The organism is Rhodococcus chondri (genome assembly GCF_036327435.1).
Lineage (GTDB): Bacteria > Actinomycetota > Actinomycetes > Mycobacteriales > Mycobacteriaceae > Rhodococcus > Rhodococcus chondri.
The window spans coordinates 1-3,051 of sequence record NZ_JAUZMZ010000303.1; the positions used below are offsets into that span (position 1 = coordinate 1).

Annotated in this window: 3 protein-coding genes and 2 pseudogenes; all 5 read left to right on the forward strand. The window is 64.7% G+C overall.

From position 1 onward, the window contains the following. Positions 1–152 (forward strand): annotated as a pseudogene (locus Q8814_RS25360) (SDR family oxidoreductase); the annotation flags it as partial. Further along, positions 149–1,522: a cytochrome P450 gene (locus Q8814_RS25365; RefSeq protein WP_330154714.1), complete on the forward strand. Its 1,374-nt coding sequence runs from the start codon at positions 149–151 to the stop codon at positions 1,520–1,522. The pseudogene Q8814_RS25360 and the gene Q8814_RS25365, both read left to right, overlap by 4 nt. Beyond that, positions 1,519–1,713: a ferredoxin gene (locus tag Q8814_RS25370; protein ID WP_330154715.1), complete on the forward strand. Its 195-nt coding sequence runs from the start codon at positions 1,519–1,521 to the stop codon at positions 1,711–1,713. Before Q8814_RS25365 ends, Q8814_RS25370 begins: the two co-directional genes overlap by 4 nt. Positions 1,714–1,746: 33 nt before the next feature. Beyond that, positions 1,747–2,298: a Cif family virulence factor gene (locus tag Q8814_RS25375; RefSeq protein WP_330154716.1), complete on the forward strand. Its 552-nt coding sequence runs from the start codon at positions 1,747–1,749 to the stop codon at positions 2,296–2,298. After that, a pseudogene (locus Q8814_RS25380) lies at positions 2,292–3,051 on the forward strand (hypothetical protein); the annotation flags it as partial. The gene Q8814_RS25375 and the pseudogene Q8814_RS25380, both read left to right, overlap by 7 nt.

The following is a 3,051-nucleotide window of genomic DNA, read 5'->3' on the forward strand; positions in this document are numbered from 1 at the left end:
GGGGGCGCTGGGGTTTCGCGCGCCACCCCTATTTTCTGCGGGCATCGGATATCGCGTCGGCCGCCGTCGCCGTCGTGTCCGCTCCACGCGGAGCTCACATCGTGCTGATCGAGGTGCAACCCGAAGCGCCGTTGCGGAAGGAAGACCAGTGACCACTGTCGTCGAACCCAAGCGTGTCTCCGGTGGCGAACAGCAGCACGGCCACCTCGAAGAGCTACGCACCGACCCGATCGCATTGATGCGCCGCGTCCGCGAGGAATGCGGTGATGTCGGCGAATTCCAGCTGGCCGACAAGAAGGTGGTGCTGCTCTCCGGGGCCGAAGCCAACGAATTCTTCTTCCGCTCGTCCGACGAGGACCTCGACCAGCAGGCTGCCTATCCGTTCATGAAGCCGGTCTTCGGCGAGGGCGTGGTGTTCGACGCCAGCCCGGAGCGGCGAAAGGAAATGCTGCACAACACCGCGCTGCGCGGCGAGCAGATGAAAGGGCACGCTGCCACGATCGACCGCGAAGTGCAGGACATGGTCGCCGGGTGGGGCGACGAAGGCGAAATCGATCTGCTCGAGTTCTTCGCCGAACTGACGATCTACACGTCGTCGGCGTGTCTGATCGGCAAGAAGTTCCGCGATCAGCTCGACGACCGGTTCGCGCAGCTGTATCACGATCTCGAGAAGGGCACGGACGCACTCGCTTTCGTCGACCCGTACGCCCCGATCGAGAGCTTCCGCCGTCGCGACGAGGCGCGGCGCGGCCTCGTCGGTCTCGTGCAGGACATCATGGTCGGCCGGATCGCGAACCCTCCTGTGGGCAAGGAAGATCGCGACATGCTCGATGTGCTGGTGTCCATCAAGGACGAGGACGGTAACGAGCGGTTCAGCGCCGATGAGATCACCGGCATCTTCATCTCGATGATGTTCGCCGGTCACCACACGACCTCCGGTACGGCGGCGTGGGCGCTCATCGAACTGCTTCGCAATCCCGAATACATGCAGCAGGTGTCGGAAGAACTGGACGCGATCTATGCCGACGGCGAGAACGTGAGTTTCCATGCTCTGCGCCGGATCCCGGTCCTCGAAGCCGTTCTCAAAGAGACCTTGCGACTGCACCCTCCGCTGATCCTGCTGCTGCGGGTCGCGCGCGGCGATTTCGAGGTGGGCGGGTACCGGATCTCCGAGGGCGACCTCGTCGGAGCGACACCGGCCATCTCCAACCGGATCCCCGAGGACTTCCCGAATCCGGATACCTTCGATCCCGGACGGTACATCGACCCGAACCAGGAAGACATCGTCAACCGCTGGACGTGGATCCCCTTCGGGGCCGGCCGGCACCGGTGCGTCGGTGCCGCCTTCGCGCTCATGCAGCTCAAGGCCATATTCTCGATTCTGCTGCGGGACTTCGAGTTCGAGATGGCGCAGCCCGCCGACTCATACCGCAACGATCATTCGAAGATGGTGGTGCAACTCGCCCAGCCCTGCGCCGTCCGGTACCGCCGCCGCAATCGGGAAGGAGACGGAGCGTCGTGAGAATCGAAGCGGACCTCGATCTGTGCCAGGGGCACGCCATGTGCTCGATGGAAGCACCCGATGTATTCACCGTTCCCAAACACGGTCACGTCGAGATCCTCACCGACCCCGTGCCCGCGGACCTGCGCAGTGATGCCGAAGCCGCCGTGCGCTATTGCCCGACCCAGGCGCTCCGCATCATCGAAGACTGACAACTTCACCGAAGACCGACAACAGGAGACGAGATGGCCACGTTCGACCGTGCCGAGCTGGACGAGATGATTTCCCGCTGGATCGACGCCAACAAGCGTGCCGAAGCGGAAGGCGACTGGAAGCCGCTCGCCGAGATGTACACCGAGGACGCCACCTACGGCTGGAACTACGGCCCCAAGCAGGAGTTCATGGCGGTCGGACGAGACGAGATCCGCGAACTCGCCCTCGGGCAGGAAATGGACGGCCTGGAGGGCTGGCAGTACCCCTACCAGCAGTTCGTCGTCGACGACCGCAGCGGCGACGTCATCGGTCTGTGGAAGCAGGTCGCCGACGCGACCCGCAAGAACGGCGAGAACTACATGGTGAACGGGATCGGCGGCAGCTGGTTCCGCTACGCCGGAAACTTCCAGTGGTCCTGGCAGCGCGACTTCTTCGACTTCGGAAACGTCTCGCATCTGTTCCTGGAGATGATCACCGACGGTGCCCTGTCCGATGGAATGAACAAGCGCATCGAACGGTCCACGTCGGGTACGCCGCTGCCGGGCTGGTACCCGGTCGGTCGGGCACCGGTCGCGCTGTGGTGAACCCGGTGCGCACCGGCACATCGTTCGCTGCGCATTCGCGTGCCGATCTGGCTGTGCTGGTGCCGGAGCTGTTGCTGTGCGGGCAACTGATAGACCGGTCCGGCATGGCGCACCTGATCTCTGCCTTCGGCCGTGAGGGTATGGCGCAGGTCGCGATCGAGGAATGGCAGGCGTCGAGCCCCTGGTACACCCGGCGCATGCAACGGGCGTTGCGATACGAGAGCGACAGCGTCGAGACGATTTTCAAGGGGCTGCAGCTCGACATCGGCGCACCACCGCAATTCATGGATTTCCGGTACCGCGTCGACGACCACGACCACGGCGAGTTCTGGCTCGATCACTGCGGCGCACTGATGGACGTCGAACCGCTCGGCGACGCGTATGTGACCTCGATGTGCCACGACATCGAAGACCCGACCTTCGACGCGACGGCGCTTGCCACCAACCCCCACGCCCAGGTCAGGCCCATCCACCGGCCACCGCGCCGACCCGAGGACCGTAACCCGCACTGCGCGTGGACGGTGGTCATCGACCCGTCGCACGTCCCGCCGGCCGTGGAGCCGCACACCGAAGCTCTCGGCCGGACCGCGGCGGTCGCGACAGAATTGAGTGCCATCGTCGAGGACGGCGAAGGCCGGCCCGACTACTCCGGACCGCTCCTGTCGGACGTGCGGTTCGCGGACTTCTCGAAATCGGCACTCGTGCGGATCGCAGAAGAGGTGTGCCTGCAGCAGCACATGCTCACCCTCGGGT

What these genes read in the sequence shown, in the direction of transcription:
- Q8814_RS25375 (WP_330154716.1), top strand. Translation starts at nt 1,747, where the DNA reads ATGGCCACGTTCGACCGTGCCGAGCTGGACGAGATGATTTCCCGCTGG.